The organism is Parabacteroides sp. AM17-47, from assembly GCF_003434625.1.
In the GTDB taxonomy this organism is placed as follows: Bacteria; Bacteroidota; Bacteroidia; order Bacteroidales; family Tannerellaceae; genus Parabacteroides; species Parabacteroides distasonis.
Genome location: NZ_QTLI01000019.1, coordinates 35928 through 52597, shown reverse-complemented (window position 1 = coordinate 52597; position 16670 = coordinate 35928). Strand labels below are relative to the sequence as shown.

13 protein-coding genes and 2 tRNA genes are annotated in these 16670 nt (G+C 46.2%); 13 read left to right on the top strand and 2 right to left on the bottom strand.

Features of this window, described 5'->3' with window-relative positions; genetic code table 11:
- Positions 1-7 precede the first annotated feature (7 nt).
- A complete protein-coding gene (locus DW205_RS15765; RefSeq protein WP_005865855.1) occupies positions 8-832 on the bottom strand; it encodes a glycogen/starch synthase in 825 nt (274 codons plus the stop codon).
- A 100-nt stretch (positions 833-932) separates the two neighbouring features.
- Between DW205_RS15765 and panC the strand changes: the two genes are divergently transcribed.
- From panC to DW205_RS15720, 9 genes are all read left to right on the top strand, one after another.
- A complete protein-coding gene (panC, locus tag DW205_RS15760) occupies positions 933-1772 on the top strand; it encodes a pantoate--beta-alanine ligase (RefSeq protein ID WP_005861622.1) in 840 nt (279 codons plus the stop codon).
- 13 nt (positions 1773-1785) lie between these two features.
- Positions 1786-2136 carry an aspartate 1-decarboxylase gene (panD, locus tag DW205_RS15755; protein WP_005861624.1) on the top strand — a complete coding sequence of 117 codons (351 nt, stop codon included), beginning with the start codon at positions 1786-1788 and terminating at the stop codon, positions 2134-2136.
- Positions 2137-2234: 98 nt separating this feature from the next.
- Positions 2235-3557: an MATE family efflux transporter gene (locus tag DW205_RS15750; RefSeq protein WP_005865857.1), complete on the top strand. Its 1323-nt coding sequence runs from the start codon at positions 2235-2237 to the stop codon at positions 3555-3557.
- Between the two features lie 143 nt (positions 3558-3700).
- Positions 3701-4138: a Fur family transcriptional regulator gene (locus DW205_RS15745; protein WP_005865860.1), complete on the top strand. Its 438-nt coding sequence runs from the start codon at positions 3701-3703 to the stop codon at positions 4136-4138.
- Between the two features lie 80 nt (positions 4139-4218).
- Positions 4219-6129: a heavy metal translocating P-type ATPase gene (locus tag DW205_RS15740; RefSeq protein ID WP_005865862.1), complete on the top strand. Its 1911-nt coding sequence runs from the start codon at positions 4219-4221 to the stop codon at positions 6127-6129.
- A 101-nt stretch (positions 6130-6230) separates the two neighbouring features.
- The gene (ffh, locus tag DW205_RS15735; RefSeq protein ID WP_005861632.1) at positions 6231-7568 is read left to right on the top strand and encodes a signal recognition particle protein; all 1338 of its coding nucleotides are present in this window, start codon (positions 6231-6233) and stop codon (positions 7566-7568) included.
- A 22-nt stretch (positions 7569-7590) separates the two neighbouring features.
- Complete coding sequence (folD, locus tag DW205_RS15730; RefSeq protein ID WP_005865864.1) at positions 7591-8487, top strand: bifunctional methylenetetrahydrofolate dehydrogenase/methenyltetrahydrofolate cyclohydrolase FolD; 897 nt, start codon at positions 7591-7593, stop codon at positions 8485-8487.
- A 98-nt stretch (positions 8488-8585) separates the two neighbouring features.
- Positions 8586-8659 (top strand) — tRNA-His (locus tag DW205_RS15725).
- 92 nt (positions 8660-8751) lie between these two features.
- Positions 8752-8825: transfer RNA gene (locus DW205_RS15720), tRNA-His, on the top strand.
- Positions 8826-8967: 142 nt separating this feature from the next.
- On the opposite strand, the gene DW205_RS15715 is transcribed toward DW205_RS15720, so the two are convergent.
- Positions 8968-10515, bottom strand: coding sequence for a M28 family metallopeptidase (locus tag DW205_RS15715; protein WP_005865866.1), 1548 nt, complete (start codon positions 10513-10515; stop codon positions 8968-8970).
- 128 nt (positions 10516-10643) lie between these two features.
- Here DW205_RS15715 and DW205_RS15710 point away from each other — a divergent pair, with 128 nt between their 5' ends.
- The 4 genes from DW205_RS15710 to DW205_RS15695 are packed head-to-tail and all read left to right on the top strand — an operon-like array spanning position 10644 to position 16584.
- Positions 10644-11003, top strand: coding sequence for a hypothetical protein (locus DW205_RS15710; RefSeq protein WP_005861714.1), 360 nt, complete (start codon positions 10644-10646; stop codon positions 11001-11003).
- Between the two features lie 48 nt (positions 11004-11051).
- The gene (locus tag DW205_RS15705) at positions 11052-12161 is read left to right on the top strand and encodes an efflux RND transporter periplasmic adaptor subunit (protein ID WP_005865868.1); all 1110 of its coding nucleotides are present in this window, start codon (positions 11052-11054) and stop codon (positions 12159-12161) included.
- Between the two features lie 6 nt (positions 12162-12167).
- A complete protein-coding gene (locus DW205_RS15700; RefSeq protein ID WP_005865870.1) occupies positions 12168-15281 on the top strand; it encodes an efflux RND transporter permease subunit in 3114 nt (1037 codons plus the stop codon).
- Positions 15282-15309: 28 nt separating this feature from the next.
- Entirely contained in the window at positions 15310-16584 is a 1275-nt protein-coding gene (locus DW205_RS15695; RefSeq protein WP_005865872.1) for a TolC family protein, read from the top strand.
- The last annotated feature ends 86 nt before the right edge of the window (positions 16585-16670 follow it).

Below are 16670 nucleotides of genomic sequence, written 5' to 3'. Positions count from 1 at the left end.
ACATTTATTATTTCGTGTTAGAATCCAATACCACGTCGTAGAACTTATTGAACTCGTCCATATAAGTTTCCGGTGACTGATAGGGAAGGAAAGGAGTATCTTTCTTGGCAGAGATATAATCAAGGACTTCTTGATTGATCGTCTCGCTACCTTGGATTACACCATCAGCGAAATCAATCGCTAATTTGGTTAAGGCCACAAAACTTGTATCTGCCTTGATTAACTTCAAGTCAGCTTCTTTGGCTCCGTCCGCCTTCAGTTTTGTCGCGAAATCTTTGTTTAGCGGGTTCTTGAAGTCATCGTTGTAGATCGAATAAACGATTTTCGCGTTACGCAGGCACGGGTCATCGGCATACATTCTCTTGATGTAAAGAGCCGTTAACGCTGACATCCAGCCATGGCAATGGATTACATCAGGAATCCAACGCAATTTTTTTACGGTTTCCAATACTCCGCGTACATAGAAGATCGAACGATCGTCATTATCTTCATACTCATTTCCATTCTCATCGCTGACCGTGGATTTCCGTTGGAAGAAATCCTCGTTGTCAATAAAGTAAACCTGCATCCGGGCCGATTGAATGGATGCTACCTTAATGATCAGAGGATGGTCCGTGTCGTCAATAATAAGATTCATACCAGACAGACGGATAACCTCGTGCAACTGATTGCGGCGCTCGTTGATATTTCCGAATTTTGGCATGAATGTCCTGATTTCGCGACCACGCTCCTGAATTCCTTGCGGCAAATTTCTACATATTGTCGCGATCTCGGATTCGGGAAGGTAGGGAGTGATTTCTTGGGCTATAAACAAGATTTTTTTTGCATCCATTCTGTAAACTAGTTTTATAAAGACGCTACAAAGATACGAAAAATCTTTTATTTACGGTAATTATTTAGTTGCTTTGCACCGTCAATTAAGCATCTATCTGATGAAAATAGTAAATAGTATTAAAGATTTGAAGGCTTATCTTGCTGAGGCAAAGCAGGATAATAAGAAAATTGGCTTTGTTCCTACCATGGGAGCACTGCATAATGGACATCTTAGCTTGGTACAACATTGCGTGAAAAACAATGATGTATGTGTAGTCAGTGTTTTTGTAAATCCAACCCAATTTAATGACAAACACGACTTGGAAACGTATCCCCGTACGTTGGAGGCTGATTGTGTGTTATTAGAATCTGCCGGCTGTGACTATGTATTCGCTCCCTCTGTAGAAGAGATGTATCCGGAGCCAGATACCCGTACGTTTGATTTGGGAACGGTATCTGAGGTAATGGAAGGCGCTAAGCGTCCGGGGCATTTTAACGGTGTAGCGCAGGTGGTAAGTAAATTGTTCTATATCGTGGAGCCGGATAACGCTTATTTCGGAGAAAAGGATTTCCAGCAGATCGCTGTGATCCGGGCGATGGTGAAACAATTGAATATCCCTGTAACGATCAATGCTTGTCCGATCGTTCGTGAGGGCGATGGCTTGGCCTTGAGTAGCCGGAATACCCGTTTGACACCGGAACAACGTCAAAAAGCTCCGTTAATTGCTCGTACGTTAAAAGAAAGTACTACCTTTGTGCCCGGAAAAAGCGTACAAGAAGTGATTGACTATGTTGTCAATACGATTAATAGCGATCCTGTCATGGAAGTTGAGTATTACGAGATCGTAGATGGCAATACGTTAGAGTCTATCAAGAACTGGTCGGATACCGATTATCCGGTAGGTTGCATCACGGTATATTGCGGAGAGGTACGTTTGATCGACAATATCAAATACTAATTATAAGTCATACATGTTTATAGAGGTAGTAAAGTCAAAAATTCACCGGGTAACGGTAACGGAAGCTAACTTAAACTATATCGGTAGCATCACTATCGACGAGGATTTGTTGGACGCCGCTAATTTGATCGCGAACGAGAAGGTCTCGATCGTGAATAATAATAACGGAGAACGTTTTGAGACGTATATTATCAAGGGCGAACGTGGCTCGGGAGTGGTTTGCTTGAACGGAGCGGCTGCCCGTAAGGCTCAACCCGGAGATATTATAATCGTTATGTCGTATGCCATGATGGATTTCGAGGAGGCGAAAACATTCAAGCCTTCCGTGGTATTTCCCGATACGGCGACAAATAAGTTGATATAGCAGACGCTAGGCTTTGTAGAGATCTCTAATCATAAGAAAAGCTCGTCGGGATGCGGCGGGCTTTTTTTATCTTCATAAATTTAAGTAATAAGCGAGTTATGTACACGAACAGGAATATATGGAATGTTAGCTACCCGATCTTTTTGAGCTTGTTGGCGCAAAACGTGATAAACGTGACTGATACGGCTTTTCTAGGTAGGGTTGGTGAAGTCGAGTTGGGGGCTTCCGCTATGGGAGGACTTTATTATATCTGCGCTTTTACGATCGCCTTTGGTTTTAGTACGGGATCTCAAATCGTGATTGGCCGTAGAAACGGAGAGGGACGTTATGACCAGATAGGGCCTGTCATGATACAAGGCGTTTTCTTCCTATTGTCGCTGGCTGCTATATTGTTCTTGTTTTCTCGTTTTTTCGCGGGAGATGTGATGCGTGTATTGATTTCTTCGGACGCTATCTTGAATGCCACGGAGGAATTTTTGGATTGGCGTGTGTTTGGCTTCTTCTTCTCTTTCGTGAACGTGATGTTCCGGGCTCTTTTTATTGGTATTACCCGTACAAAGGTGTTGACATTGAACGCTGTCTTGATGGCAATGACGAATGTCTTACTGGATTATCTTTTGATTTTCGGACATGCCGGATTCCCAAAGATGGGCATTCAAGGGGCGGCTATCGCTTCCGTCATAGCCGAGGCGGTATCGATTCTCTTTTTCGTGGTTTACACGAGACTTACCGTAGATATACGTAAATATGCGCTTAACCAGATTCGTTCTTTCGATTTTGGCTTGTTGAAACGGGTGCTGGATATTTCCGTGTTCACGATGCTGCAATATTTCTTGTCTATCGCTACTTGGTTTATGTTCTTTATCGCTGTGGAGCATTTGGGGCAACGGGAGTTGGCGGTGGCGAATATCGTACGTAGTATTTACGTCGTGATGTTGATTCCCGTTAATTCCTTAGCGACCACGACAAACACGTTCGTGAGTAATAGTATCGGGGCGGGAGCGATCAATCAAGTTATGCCGACTATCAGGAAGATCTGTAAGTTATCGTTGGGCATTATGGTCGTGTTTGCCGCTATTGTCAGTTTGATGCCGGGATGGGTCGTGTCTGTTTATACGAATGACGCTTCATTAGTGGCGGCCTCGGTTCCATCCGTCTACGTGATTGTCGGTTCTTTATTGATCGGATCGGTAGCTAATGTGGCGTTCAACGGGGTGTCGGGTACGGGAAATACACGTTCTGCGCTTTTTATGGAAGCGGCGGTATTGATTCTGTATGTGCTTTTTGTATATGTCGCGGGGATACGTTTGCGTTTGTCGGTAGCCGTATGCTTCTTGACAGAGGCTATTTACTATAGTGGATTGCTCGTCGCTAGCGTAATCTATTTAAAGAAAGCCTCTTGGCAAAATAAGAGAATATAAGTATATGAGGGGAAAAAAACACGTACGTCTTTTTTCGAAAACACGTACGTGAATTCTGAAAAACATGTACGTGTTTTTTTGAACTGTGAATATTGGGAAATTGTTCGTATTTTTGTATTGTAATCAAATAAGAAAGGTAACTCATGTCCACGAAGCAATGTGAAGATATGTTGGTAGGAAAAGGAGTACGGCCTACTGCCGCACGGATCCTTGTCTTGCAAAAATTATCAGAACGAACCAGCCCGGCTTCCCTGTTCGAATTGGAGGCGGAGTTGGAGACGTTGGATAAATCGACCATTTCCCGTTCATTGGCCTTGTTATTGGAACATCATGCGATCCATTCTTTCGAAGATGGTAGTGGCTCTATAAAATATGAGATATGCCAGAGCCGTTCGGAGACATGCCCAGTGGGTGATAGGCATATTCATTTTTTCTGCGAGGTATGCCGTAAAACCTCTTGTTTAAATAATATCAAGATCCCGGTCGCTCAATTGCCGGAAGGATATATAATGGATACCATTAATTATACGGTAAAGGGTGTTTGCCCATTGTGTAATAAGCGACGTTTTCAGAAACCCTGATAATTTGCAATCAAGTTGCAACTCCCTTCTCTTACCTTTGTACCGTAATCAAGAAGTAAATAATTAAAATAGATAAGATTATGAGTACAACATGTGGATGTGAACATTGCCATTCGCACGGAAGTTCCGGTTTATGGATGCCGACGGTTTCTTTCGTTTTGTTGGTGATAGGACTTATCGGGAAGTACTCGGGGATAAGTTGGTTTGCTGAGTCTTGGATAGAGGCTATTTGGTTTCTGGTCGCTTTTTTGCCGGTAGGACTTCCTGTTATGCGAGAAGCTTGGGAAGCGGCTTTGCGGAAAGACTTTTTTAGTGAGTTCTCGTTAATGGCGATCGCCTCGATCGGGGCGTTTTGTATTGGGGAGTATCCCGAGGCCGTAGCCGTGATGCTTTTCTATACGGTAGGAGAGAGGTTGCAACTTCTAGCCGTGAATAAAGCTTCGAAGAATATCAGTGACTTATTAGATGTCCGGCCGGAACGAACGGATGTATGGCGGACGGGTACATATATGAATGTATCTCCGAAGGATGTGAAAGTAGGCGAGCGGATCGAGGTGAAGCCCGGCGGACGTGTGCCTTTGGATGGCGTTTTATTGGAAGCCGAGGCACAGTTCGATACCTCGGCATTAACCGGGGAAAGTATGCCTCGTTCTATCCGTGAGGGTGAGGAGGTGCTTGCCGGAATGATCGTGCAGGGGCAGGCGGTACGTATACAAGTGAATCGGCCGTACGAGCAAAGTGCCTTGGCCCGTATTTTGGCTTTGGTGAAAGATGCCTCGGAGCGGAAAGCGCCGGCGGAATTGTTTATTCGGCGTTTCGCACGGATTTATACCCCAATCGTGATTCTTCTGTCGTTTCTAATCGTGTCGGTTCCTGCTTTGGTAGGGATGGTGACGCCTTCTTTCCAGTATGTTTTCTCGGATTGGTTATATAGGGGATTGGTTTTCTTGGTTATTTCTTGTCCTTGTGCCTTGGTTATAAGTGTTCCGCTCGGGTATTTCGGTGGTATAGGCGCCGCTTCTCGTGCCGGGATATTATTTAAGGGCGGTAATTATTTAGATGCGATCACACGGGTAAATACGGTAGCGTTCGATAAGACCGGTACATTGACTACCGGGCGTTTTGAGGTCACAACGGTGGAAAGCACGGAGATCCCGGTTTCTGATCTTTTGAGTATTTTGTTATCAGTAGAGCGGAAAAGTACCCATCCGGTAGCGCAGGCTGTAGTTCGCTATGCGGAAAAACAAGATAGCGTGCCGATGGAAATCACTGACATGCGGGAATTGGCAGGGCATGGTGTCGAGGCTATCGTGAACGGTCGGCAGGTGCTTGTCGGTAACATTCGTTTATTGGCCGAACGTGATATTCCTGTCCCGAAGGAATTATCCGATAGTGTTTCTACCGTGGTGGTTTGTGCGATCGATGGGAAATATGCGGGGCATCTTCTCCTTTCGGATACCTTGAAGAAGGATGCCGTGGATGCGATTCGTCGGTTAAAGGATTTGGATGTTAAAGATATTTGCTTGTTATCCGGGGATAAGCAAGAGATCGTGAATCAATTCGCTGAGCGTTTGGGTGTCGATAAAGCGTATGGTAATCTGCTGCCGGAGGATAAAGCCGCTTATATAGAGCGATTAACGGCGGAGCCGGATAAGTCGGTTGCCTTTGTGGGCGATGGGATGAACGATGCGCCGGTACTGGCTTTAAGTGATGTCGGTATTGCGATGGGTGGATTGGGATCGGATGCGGCCATCGAGAGCGCGGACGTGGTTATCCAAACGGACCAGCCCTCTAAAGTAGCGGAAGCTATTTCTATCGGACGTGCTACCCGGAATATCGTCCGTCAGAATATCGTGGGATCTATTGGCGTGAAGGTGATAGTCCTTGTGGCGGGAGCCTTCGGTTTTGCCACGCTTTGGGAAGCTGTTTTCGCGGATGTAGGCGTATCTTTGCTGGCGGTTCTTAATTCGATCCGTATACTAAAACGTTGAGAAGTGAAGAATTTCGAGATCGCTTTCATCGCATACTCATCTCTTTTTCGTACCTTTGCCCCTTAATCCAGTAGAAAATAATATAAATACACATACGAATTATGTTTGAGAACTTAAGCGAAAGGTTAGACAGATCGTTTAAACTGTTGAAGGGCGAAGGCAAGATTACCGAGATCAATGTGGCGGAAACATTGAAGGATGTGCGTAAAGCGTTGTTGGATGCCGACGTCAATTATAAGGTTGCCAAGAGTTTTACGGATACGGTAAAAGAGAAGGCTTTAGGACAGAACGTGCTTACATCGGTTAAGCCTAGTCAGTTGATGGTTAAGATTGTTCACGATGAGTTGGCCAGCTTGATGGGAGGTACGGCAGTCGACGTGAATTTGCAGGGAAATCCCGCCATTATATTGATGTCCGGTTTGCAAGGTTCGGGTAAGACTACTTTCACTGGTAAACTAGCGTCTTTATTAAAGACCAAGAAAAATAAGAAACCATTATTAGCCGCTTGCGACGTGTATCGTCCGGCAGCTATCGAGCAGTTGCGTGTAGTCGGAGAGCAGGTAGGTGTTCCGGTATACATGGAATTGGAGAATAAGAATCCGGTGGAGATCGCTATGAACGCTATCCGCGAGGCACGGGCTAAAGGCAATGACGTCGTGATCGTGGATACCGCCGGTCGTTTGGCTATCGATGAGCAGATGATGAACGAGATCGCCGCTATCAAGAGCGCTATCCAGCCGGATGAGACCTTGTTCGTGGTAGATGCCATGACGGGTCAGGATGCCGTGAATACCGCGAGGGAATTTAATGAGCGGCTGAACTTCGACGGCGTCGTACTTACGAAGTTGGATGGTGATACCCGTGGTGGTGCCGCTTTGTCGATCCGTACGGTTGTTGATAAGCCGATTAAGTTTGTCGGTACGGGCGAGAAGATGGATGCCTTGGATATTTTCCACCCTGAACGTATGGCGGATCGAATCTTAGGCATGGGTGATATCGTGTCTTTGGTGGAACGTGCGCAAGAGCAATATGACGAGGAAGAAGCGAAACGTTTGCAGAAGAAGATCGCTAAGAACCAGTTCGATTTTAACGACTTTATCTCCCAGATCCAACAGATCAAGAAGATGGGTAACTTGAAAGAGTTGGCATCCATGATCCCGGGTGTAGGAAAGGCATTGAAAGATGTGGATATCGATGATAACGCGTTCAAGAGTATTGAGGCTATCATTTATTCGATGACTCCGGATGAGCGCAGCAACCCGGCTATCTTGAATGGCTCACGCCGTCAGCGTATCGCTAAAGGTAGCGGTACGAGCATCCAAGAGGTGAACAAGCTGATCAAGCAATTTGATGAGACCCGTAAGATGATGCGTATGCTTACTTCTGCGAAGTCGGGGAAGATGAAGCTACCTTCGATGAAGCCCTCGTTCAGACGTTAATTAACAGGAGACAATCAATAATATGGAAGAACAACATTATCAATTGCTGGATGGTAAGGCCGTTTCCGCTCAGATGAAGAAGGAGATGGCTGAGGAGGTAGCCCAGATCAAGGCTGCCGGAGGTAAGATCCCTCACTTGGCTGCTATTTTGGTGGGCCATGACGGTGGTAGCGAGACTTATGTGGCTAGTAAAGTCAAGACTTGTCAGGAGATTGGTTTTAAGTCTACCTTAATTCGCTTTGAGGAGGATGTTACGGAGGAAGAATTGCTTCGTAAGGTCGATGAGTTAAATAATGATCCGGATGTGGATGGCTTTATCGTACAGCTTCCGCTTCCGAAACATATATCCGAGCAGAAGGTGATTGAGGCGATCGATTATCGTAAAGACGTGGACGGTTTCCATCCGATTAACGTGGGTCGTATGTCTATCGGTTTGCCTTGTTTCGTATCGGCTACGCCTGCCGGTATCTTGGAATTATTGAAGCGTTATCATATCGAGACGCAAGGAAAGCATTGCGTGGTTTTGGGACGTAGCAATATTGTCGGCAAGCCGATGGCTACCTTGATGATGCAGAAATCTTATCCGGGCGATTGTACGGTGACCGTATGCCATAGCCGTTCTAAGAACTTGAAGGAGATGTGCTTGTCTGCTGATATTATTATCGTGGCTTTAGGTGTTCCTGAATTCTTGAAAGGGGATATGGTGAAGGAAGGCGCCGTGATCGTTGACGTGGGAACAACCCGTATGCCAAGCAGCGTAACCAAGAGCGGATTTAAGTTAACGGGAGATGTCTTGTTTAACGAGGTCGCTCCTAAATGTTCCTATATCACTCCGGTTCCGGGTGGCGTAGGGCCTATGACAATCATTTCTTTGATGCGTAACACATTGTTAGCGGGAAAGAAAGCGATCTATAAGTAAGTGGATGGATAAAAAAGTTCGCAAAAGGTTTGTGTAATCAGAATTTATACCTATCTTTGCGCCGTCTTAAAGGGGGAATCCTTTGAAAGGCGGATATGGTGAGAGTAGCTCAGTTGGTTAGAGCATCGGATTGTGGTTCCGAGGGTCGTGGGTTCGAGCCCCATCTTTCACCCATTGTGGTTTTTTAGATAAAAATCTTGTTATGAATAAAACAAGGTTTTATGAACCAAGGCGTCTGTGAAGAATGAAAGGTTTTTTTATATGGTGAGAGTAGCTCAGTTGGTTAGAGCATCGGATTGTGGTTCCGAGGGTCGTGGGTTCGAGCCCCATCTTTCACCCTAGAATGAGAAAAGGATATGCCCTATTAGGGCATATCCTTTTTCTATTTCTTATAATGGGCATTGTAAGTCTTTTATGATGCCCATCATAAGGAGCTTACAATAGGCATTGTAAACTCCTTATAATAGCGATCGTGCTGACCTACTCTTCGGTATATAAACCTTCTCTTGATAATTGCTTATCCAGATTCGCTACACCGAGGGCTATGATAGCGGTAACCGTAGCCGTATGTTCTTGGTATTCGGGGATGTTCTTTGTGTATAAATCCCGTTCCGTATGCCAGATTTCGCCGTAATCAAAATCATATCCTTTGAAATCCTCTGTGGTGAAACCTAATGTGGGGACACCTTCGATGGCGAAAACTGATGCGTCTGTTCCCCCCATGCGTGTCGGGCGTTTACGGGGTTCACGAACTTTTACCTCGAAAGGATAGTCCGGACGGATTTTTTGGATGGGTTCGCTGATCTTCACGAAATCATCATACATGGCTTGAGGGACGGAGATACCGACAGGAGGTTCCGGGCCACCGTCACGATTGAACAAATTAGCGATTTTGGGTAATTTATCCTTATGCGCTTTCACCCAAGCTTGTGCTCCTAATAAGCCAAATTCCTCACCGGCGAATCCGATAAATAAGATCGTGCGCTTAGGCTTGGCTCCGGATTTGGCGATCATGCGAGCGGCTTCCATCATCGGTCCGATTCCAGTACCGCAATCGATGCCTCCGGTAGCCACGTCGAAAGCATCTAGGTGACCGCTGATAATAACATATTCGTCCGGGTATTTGCTGCCTTTGATAGACGCTACGACATTATGGTATTTAACCGGGCCTAATTTAAAATGATTACGAATATCGAACTCTAGTTCGAATGTACGTCTCTCTTTCACCATTTGTTCGATGATCGCGAATTGATGCTCGTCTAATTTGATATCCGGAAGTTCCGGCAGATTGTCGAAGTTCGTATTCGGGTCGTTCATCATTTTCCGGTCGTATAACGCACGGATAGGTACGGTGGAGGATTGGATAAAACCTAAAGCTCCGGCCTCGCACATTTCCTTATAATATAATCCGGGGAATTCTTTATAAGGCAACATCTCGTTTTTCTCCCCGTTTTCCCAGTTGCGGCGTCTTAGATCATTGTTTTTCTTCATGATCTCGTTGTTCTCTTTCTTGATCTCCGCACGGATGGAATCTCCCGAGGCGGAGCGGTCGATAGGCCAACCTACATTTTTCCCTGAGATAAGAACCCAAGCACCATTCAATCTTCCTTTGATTTGCTGGAACTCCTCGTCGTTACGAGGCTCCATCACCGCATGCCCACGTTGCACGCCTTTCGTTCCGGAAGTGTAGGAAGGGGTGGCGAAATGCAGGATCATTCCGTTGTCGCTCAACAAGCGTCCGAACCAAGGTCCTCGATTAAAGCCGACAGGGACGGTACCGGCCTCTTCTAATTGGACATCGAGTCCCCAACTCTTAAACTCACGCACCATCCACTCGGCGGCGTTCTCATAAGCGTCGGAACCTATTAAACGTCCGCCAAAGCGGTTTGTAAGGATATCCAGCTGATGCATCACTTGATTATCGTTCTGACCCATCTCGATGATTTTTTTTACGGCAGCGTCCTGAGCTGGTACAGGGGAGACTGTCATGCAGGCTAATGCCGCACAAACAAGTAAGATTTTTCTCATAAAGTAGTGTTTATTTCATTGATATGACTGTTTATTATTCAGTGTATGCAAATAAAGGAATAAATTTTGACTTATTGCAAATGAAATGGCAGTTTCTTTTATAACTTTGCGGAGTAAACAGATGGCGAATGAAAACAATGCGTAGCTTGAAGTGGTTAAGACCCCTCTTGGTAGTACTCTTTATGAGTTACTACGTGGGTGGCACGGCCTTTACCCATACGCATCATTTCCTAAACTATAGTATCACTCACTCTCATCCCTATCTGCCGGGAGCCGATGGCTTGCCTCATCATGAGCATAGTACGGTAGCGTTTAATACGATTGAAGAGCTGACCGAATTGTGTATGGAGTTAATTCCGTACTTACCTTTGGTTATGGCTTGGGCGCTTTTGATGGTAGTGCTCGTCTTTCTAAAGAAAGAGGTTGTCTTGCGTCTTGTGCGGCGTGGCGAATCCCGTGCGCCTCCCTCGTTTGGTATAGTAATTTGAATCAAGCATTAGAATCACTTTTTATACTAAACATTTTACGCATCTTATATGAAATCTATATTTTTACTATTGCTTCCAGCGATAGTACTATGCTCTTGCCATACCCAAAAGCAAGAGGATGAGTCTGCGCATGCCGTAACACTCAAAGGGGATATTATACATATCGGTTCCGAATCTCCTGTTTTATCCAAGTTGACAAAGGAAACGGTTAAACGGGAACCTTACCGTATGGAGTTTACCACCTCGGGGGTCGTACAGGCGATTCCTTCTAATTACGCGGAGGTGGCTTCACCGGTAAGCGGGCGAATTACGAAATCGTTCGTTCGCTTAGGGCAAAAAGTGGCCCCGGGTAGTCCGATCTTCGAGATTAGCGCTCCCGCTGTTTATGAGGCGGGGAAATCTTATTACCAAGCTCGCCAAGAGATGGAACTGGCCTTGAAAAGCTTGAATCGGGAGAAAGACTTGATGAAAAACAAGGTTGGTGTCCAAAAGGAATTGGAAGAGGCCGAGGTGAATTACGAGTTAAAGAAAAAAGACTATGAGAATATGGTCGCCGCATTGAAAGTCTTTCAGATTAATCCGGATGAAATGGCTTTGGGGCAACCATTGATCGTTCGCTCGCCTATAGCCGGTGAGGTCGTGAAAGATCGGATCGTAATCGGGCAATATATGAAAGAGGACGCCGAGCCTGTAGCTGTCATCGCCGATTTGAGAAAGGTATGGGTGGTCGCCCATGTAAAAGAGAAGGATTTGAGTTTAATACAGGCTTTGGATGAGGTGGAAATCCGGTTGGTAGCCATGCCGGATAAACCGATATCGGGAAAGATTTATCATATCAGCGAGATGCTGGACCCCGATACCCGTTCGGTGGAGGTCTTGATCGAGTGCGATAACAGTACCCGTTTGATGAAACCGGAGATGTACGGCACGGTCAAGTTGAGCGACCGTGAGGCGGAGGTGATCCGTATACCGACTTCTGCTATCTTGCAAGAAGAGGAGAATATGTACGTATTGGTGGAATTGGGGAATAACGATTACCGGAAACAAAAGATCGAGACCGGCCTTACTGAAGATGGCAAGACGGTGGTTTTATCCGGCTTGAACGTAGGTGATGAGATCGTAGCTACGGGAGCGTTTTATTTACTTGACGCACGCTAACGGATTATGAAAAGGATTATTTACTTGGCGATACATCGGCGAGGACTGATGTTCGTGTTATTTCTGTTCTTAGCGATCGTTGGTTATTATTCTTGGACGCGGTTGGCGATAGATGCTTATCCGGATATCGCCGATACCACCGTGCAAGTCGTGACGCAAGTTCCCGGATTGGCCGCCGAGGAGATCGAGCAACAAATCAGTATTCCGATCGAGCGGGCTATGAATGGTCTGCCGGGACTAAACGTAATGCGTAGCAAGAATACGTTTGGTTTATCTACGGTCGTATTGGTTTTTGATGATGGTATTGAGGATTATTGGGCCCGGCAACGTGTACAAGAGCGGTTGGTAGACGTGGAGCTTCCTTATAATGCGGTTCCCGGCTTAAATCCTTTGACTTCGCCGACGGGAGAGATCTTTCGTTATGTGGTGGAAAGTGACCGTTTAGACTTGAGGGAGTTGACCGATTTGCATAAATGGGTAATTATTCCGAGACTGAAACAGGTTACAGGTGTAGCGGATGTAAGTAATTACGGCGGTATCACTACCCAATATCAGATCGAGGTGAACCCTTATAAGATGGAGCAATATGACATTACCTTAGGGGATATTACGGAAAAGATAGAGAAGAATAACGTGAACGCCGGTGGTAGTATGTTAAGCCGGGGGGATTTGAGTTATGTGATCCGTGGAATCGGTCTGGTTAAGGACTTGGAAGACTTGGGGCATATCGTGATCAAGACCGTGAATGGTGTCCCGGTCTACTTGAATGATATCGGTAAACTGAAATACGGAAACTTGGAGCGTAAGGGCGTTTTAGGTTTTACGGACGATACCCGTGATTATTCCGATGGCGTGGAAGGCATCGTGCAAATGCTCAGGGGGGAGAATCCGTCCCGGGTGTTGGATGATGTGCATAAGGCGGTAGACGAACTAAATAACGAGACACTTCCCGAGGGAACCCGTATCCATCCGTTTATGGATCGTACGGATTTGGTTAATACGACCTTGCATACTGTATCGCATACGTTGTTCGAGGGGATGGTACTGGTTGTCTTAGTACTGATCTTATTCTTGGGGAGTTGGCGTGGCGCTTTGTTGGTGGCCTTAACCATTCCCTTGTCTCTATTGATTGCCTTTATCTTGATGCATGTTACGAATATTCCTGCGAACCTACTATCCTTAGGCGCTATAGACTTCGGTATTTTGGTAGACGGAGCGATCGTGATGATGGAGACGGTCTTGAAGAAAAGGGAACGGCATCCGGATGAGGTATTGACGGAGGATTCGATCTTGCGCCGTACGACTGAGGTGGCTCGCCCGATCTTTTTCTCTACATTAATTATTATAACGGCCTATCTTCCTTTGTTCGCTTTTGAGCATATTGAGAAAAAATTGTTTACGCCGATGGCTTATACCGTAGGGTATGCTTTGCTGGGCGCTTTGTGCGTGGCCTTGTTCTTGATTCCGGGATTGGCCTTTTATGCGTATCGTAAGCCGGGAAAGATTTACCATAATCGTTGGTTGGAGAAACTTTCCACGGCTTATCATTCACAAATTGTCCGATTGATGGAGAAGCCAAGACGGGTTATTGTACCGTTACTGGCGATATTGCTGGGAGCGGGGATTTTAAGTTATACCGTAGGAAAAGACTTCTTGCCTCCGTTGGATGAGGGGGCGATCTGGATACAGGTACAGCTTCCTCCGGGTATTTCCATTGAGAAATCTAAGGAGATGGGGGCGGAGCTTCGGAAGACTTTGAAAGAGTTTAAGGAAGTCTCATATGTAATGACCCAAGTAGGTCGCGATGATGAGGGGGCGGAAGCGTTCTCACTCTCCCATGTGGAGTGTGGCGTGGGATTGAAGCCCTATAGTACATGGGAGTTCGGTAAGACGAAAGCGGATTTGATCGAGGAGATGGCAGCTAAGTTGGAGACTATGCCCGGCTACTCGGTCGGCTTTTCACAGCCGATCATCGATATGGTGATGGATCAGATCGCCGGGGCTCATAGTGATTTGGCGTTGAAGATCTATAGCGATGATATTACGGAAAGTCGCCATATCGCAGATCAAGTCGCTAATGTGTTGAAGGAAATACCGGGTGCTGCCGACGTAGCGGTAGATCAAGAGCCTCCGTTGCCGCAATTGCAGATTATCGCGGATCGTGCCCGTATCGCCCAGTATGGCTTGAACGTGTCGGATGTGGCCGATTTGATTGAGTTAGCGATCGGTGGAGCCTCTATTTCCCAGATATTTGTCGGAAGTAAAAGTTATGACGTGATTTGTCGTTTCGATGACGCTAGCCGCAATTCTCCCGAACGTATCGGTAATCTATTGTTGACTACCGGTTCCGGAACGAAGATTCCTCTTTCGCAAGTAGCGGAGATTAAGATGACAACCGGTGCCAGTACGATTACTCGTGAGATGAATAAGCGGCACTTGACGGTACGGGTTAATTTACGTGGCGTGGACTTGACAGCGTTCTTGAATAAGGCGAATGCGTTGATTGATAAAGAGGTGAAATACGATCATGATTCCGTGCATTTGAAATGGGCCGGACAGTTCGAGAACCAGCATCGTGCGTATGCCCGTTTGGGGGCTGTGGTTCCTTTGGCGTTGGGACTGATGCTGCTTCTGTTGTTTGCGGCTTGCGGTAAATTCCGGCAGGCGGCTTTGATGATGAGTGTCGTTCCCTTGGCTTTGTTTGGTGGTATGTTGGCGTTGAATGTGCGGGGAATGACATTGAATGTTTCCTCGGCGGTTGGTTTTATTGCCTTGGTCGGTGTCGCTATCCAAAATGGCGTGATCATGATTTCCCATATCAATAACTTACGTACAAGGGAACGAGATTTGAAAGATGCGGTGATAACGGGAACTAAGCACCGTTTCCGTCCGATCTTGATGACGGCTACGGTTGCGGTCTTGGGATTGCTTCCTGCCTCTGTTAGTACAGGTATCGGTTCGGACGTGCAGCGTCCCTTGGCTACGGTAATCGTTTACGGGCTTTTATTTGCTACGGTTATTACGCTTTATGTACTTCCCGCTTTATACTATATGATCGAGAAACATTATGAGGGGAAGGATTTGACGCCGGTATCGGAGGAAAAAGAGCTGCACGCTTAATCCGGAGGTGGAATTAAAAAGATATACTATGTTTAGATTAGAAGATATGAAGAAATATATAATCCTGTCGTTACTCTGCGGATGCTTATCCGTGAATGCCCAGACCATGGTTCCGCTTACGTATCGGCAATATATGGAGCGGGTTGCGGAAGGCAACCTTGAGTATGCGTCGGAGAAATTGAATGTGCCGGCCGCTAAGGCTGAGGTAACGGCGGCAAAGGTGTTTAACGATCCGAACCTTTCCGTGTCTTATTTCAATAATGAGAATAATTCCTTGCAAATGGGAGAAGGTGTTGAAGTAGAACTGAGCAAAACTTTCTCTTTTGGAAAACGGGGTGCGAATATCTCATTGGCACGTAGCGAGAGTGAGTTGACCGAGGCTTTGTTGGCTGATTATTTCCGGAATCTCCGGGCAGACGCTACGATTGCTTATATGGAAGCCTTGAAGCAACATGAGTTGTATAAGGTAAAGGAGAATGCCTATGAGAATATCCGGACATTGGCGGAGAGCGACAGTATCCGTTTCTCATTGGGGCAAATCCGTGAGGTGGATGCTACGCAGAGCCGGGTAGAGGCCGGGGTCTTACGAAACGAGTTGCTGCAAGCCGGAGCGGAATTAAAGAATGCTTTCTCGAACTTAAACTTCTTGACGGGGACTTTCAGTACGGATACTTTATTTCACCCAGAGGCTGAGTTACGTACGGAGCCTCGGGATTTTATCCTTGCCGACTTAATCACGGCGGCAAGCGAGGGGCGTACGGATTTGGTAGCCGCCTTAAAAAACAAGGAAGTGGCCGCTAGAGCCTTGAAAGTAGCTCGCCGGGAGCGGAATACGGATGTGGATTTGTCTATCGCCGTAAGCCGTAATGCCCGGGTTTATAATGAGGAAGCCCCGGCACCTCCTTTTACCGGAGTGACGGCAGGTATCGCTGTTCCTTTGAAATTCTCTAATTTCAATAAGGGAACGGTTCGTGCCGCTCGTTATCGGGAGCAACAAGCGGAAGCGCAATATAAGCAGGCTCTTTTGCAAGTACAGACGGAGGTGATGCAGGCATATCGTAATTATCAATCTTTCGCCGAGCAAGTTTATCATTATGAGGATGGGCTTTTAAGGCAAGCCCGTGAGGTGATGGATGGCAAGATTTACAGCTATAATAGGGGAGAAGTCTCTTTATTGGAAGTCTTAGACGCCCAGCGTACTTACGATGAAGTACAAGCTCAGTATATTGAGACGCTGTTTAATTACAGCTCAGCCTTGGTCGAATTAGAACGTTCGGCGGGTATTTGGGATATTGAGATTTGATTTGCGCTATAATTCAGAAAAGTAACAAGGGATAAATTGTAAGACGCTTACATTTCTATCCCTTGTTATTTTATCTGAATAAATCC

What these genes read in the sequence shown, in the direction of transcription:
- DW205_RS15700 (WP_005865870.1), top strand. Translation starts at nt 12,168, where the DNA reads ATGAAAAGGATTATTTACTTGGCGATACATCGGCGAGGACTGATGTTC.
- panC (WP_005861622.1), top strand. Translation starts at nt 933, where the DNA reads ATGAAAATAGTAAATAGTATTAAAGATTTGAAGGCTTATCTTGCTGAG.
- DW205_RS15740 (WP_005865862.1), top strand. Translation starts at nt 4,219, where the DNA reads ATGAGTACAACATGTGGATGTGAACATTGCCATTCGCACGGAAGTTCC.
- DW205_RS15750 (WP_005865857.1), top strand. Translation starts at nt 2,235, where the DNA reads ATGTACACGAACAGGAATATATGGAATGTTAGCTACCCGATCTTTTTG.
- DW205_RS15695 (WP_005865872.1), top strand. Translation starts at nt 15,310, where the DNA reads ATGTTTAGATTAGAAGATATGAAGAAATATATAATCCTGTCGTTACTC.
- DW205_RS15715 (WP_005865866.1), bottom strand. Translation starts at nt 10,515, where the DNA reads ATGAGAAAAATCTTACTTGTTTGTGCGGCATTAGCCTGCATGACAGTC.
- DW205_RS15745 (WP_005865860.1), top strand. Translation starts at nt 3,701, where the DNA reads ATGTCCACGAAGCAATGTGAAGATATGTTGGTAGGAAAAGGAGTACGG.
- DW205_RS15765 (WP_005865855.1), bottom strand. Translation starts at nt 832, where the DNA reads ATGGATGCAAAAAAAATCTTGTTTATAGCCCAAGAAATCACTCCCTAC.
- DW205_RS15710 (WP_005861714.1), top strand. Translation starts at nt 10,644, where the DNA reads ATGAAAACAATGCGTAGCTTGAAGTGGTTAAGACCCCTCTTGGTAGTA.
- folD (WP_005865864.1), top strand. Translation starts at nt 7,591, where the DNA reads ATGGAAGAACAACATTATCAATTGCTGGATGGTAAGGCCGTTTCCGCT.
- ffh (WP_005861632.1), top strand. Translation starts at nt 6,231, where the DNA reads ATGTTTGAGAACTTAAGCGAAAGGTTAGACAGATCGTTTAAACTGTTG.
- panD (WP_005861624.1), top strand. Translation starts at nt 1,786, where the DNA reads ATGTTTATAGAGGTAGTAAAGTCAAAAATTCACCGGGTAACGGTAACG.
- DW205_RS15705 (WP_005865868.1), top strand. Translation starts at nt 11,052, where the DNA reads ATGAAATCTATATTTTTACTATTGCTTCCAGCGATAGTACTATGCTCT.